Below are 1700 nucleotides of genomic sequence, written 5' to 3'. Positions count from 1 at the left end.
TGCTGGAGGTATCAGAAGTGCGAATGCTGACATAAGTAACGATAAAGCGGGTGAAAAGCCCGCTCGCCGGAAGACCAAGGGTTCCTGTCCAACGTTAATCGGGGCAGGGTGAGTCGACCCCTAAGGCGAGGCCGAAAGGCGTAGTCGATGGGAAACGGGTTAATATTCCCGTACTTGGTGTTACTGCGAAGGGGGGACGGAGAAGGCTATGTTGGCCGGGCGACGGTTGTCCCGGTTTAAGCGTGTAGGTGTGTGTTCCAGGTAAATCCGGTTCACTTTAACACTGAGGCGTGATGACGAGGCACTACGGTGCTGAAGCAACAAATGCCCTGCTTCCAGGAAAAGCCTCTAAGCATCAGGTAACATCAAATCGTACCCCAAACCGACACAGGTGGTCAGGTAGAGAATACCAAGGCGCTTGAGAGAACTCGGGTGAAGGAACTAGGCAAAATGGTGCCGTAACTTCGGGAGAAGGCACGCTGACACGTAGGTGAAGTGATTTACTCATGGAGCTGAAGTCAGTCGAAGATACCAGCTGGCTGCAACTGTTTATTAAAAACACAGCACTGTGCAAACACGAAAGTGGACGTATACGGTGTGACGCCTGCCCGGTGCCGGAAGGTTAATTGATGGGGTCAGCGCAAGCGAAGCTCCTGATCGAAGCCCCGGTAAACGGCGGCCGTAACTATAACGGTCCTAAGGTAGCGAAATTCCTTGTCGGGTAAGTTCCGACCTGCACGAATGGCGTAATGATGGCCAGGCTGTCTCCACCCGAGACTCAGTGAAATTGAACTCGCTGTGAAGATGCAGTGTACCCGCGGCAAGACGGAAAGACCCCGTGAACCTTTACTATAGCTTGACACTGAACATTGAGCCTTGATGTGTAGGATAGGTGGGAGGCTTTGAAGTGTGGACGCCAGTCTGCATGGAGCCGACCTTGAAATACCACCCTTTAATGTTTGATGTTCTAACGTGGACCCGTAATCCGGGTTGCGGACAGTGTCTGGTGGGTAGTTTGACTGGGGCGGTCTCCTCCTAAAGAGTAACGGAGGAGCACGAAGGTTGGCTAATCCTGGTCGGACATCAGGAGGTTAGTGCAATGGCATAAGCCAGCTTGACTGCGAGCGTGACGGCGCGAGCAGGTGCGAAAGCAGGTCATAGTGATCCGGTGGTTCTGAATGGAAGGGCCATCGCTCAACGGATAAAAGGTACTCCGGGGATAACAGGCTGATACCGCCCAAGAGTTCATATCGACGGCGGTGTTTGGCACCTCGATGTCGGCTCATCACATCCTGGGGCTGAAGTAGGTCCCAAGGGTATGGCTGTTCGCCATTTAAAGTGGTACGCGAGCTGGGTTTAGAACGTCGTGAGACAGTTCGGTCCCTATCTGCCGTGGGCGCTGGAGAACTGAGGGGGGCTGCTCCTAGTACGAGAGGACCGGAGTGGACGCATCACTGGTGTTCGGGTTGTCATGCCAATGGCACTGCCCGGTAGCTAAATGCGGAAGAGATAAGTGCTGAAAGCATCTAAGCACGAAACTTGCCCCGAGATGAGTTCTCCCTGAGACTTAGAGTCTCCTGAAGGAACGTTGAAGACGACGACGTTGATAGGCCGGGTGTGTAAGCGCAGCGATGCGTTGAGCTAACCGGTACTAATGAACCGTGAGGCTTAACCTTACAACGCCGAAGATGTTTTGGCGG

At 53.6% G+C, this 1700-nt stretch carries 1 rRNA gene; it reads left to right on the top strand.

The window, feature by feature from the left end:
• Positions 1–1676 (top strand): 23S ribosomal RNA (locus ABVM99_RS24445); the annotation flags it as partial.
• Positions 1677–1700 lie beyond the last annotated feature (24 nt).

The organism is Salmonella sp. SJTUF15591, assembly GCF_043356435.1.
Taxonomy (GTDB): Bacteria; Pseudomonadota; Gammaproteobacteria; order Enterobacterales; family Enterobacteriaceae; genus Salmonella; species Salmonella enterica.
Note: the sequence above shows the minus strand (reverse complement) of the source record. Positions and strands in the feature narration are given on the sequence as shown.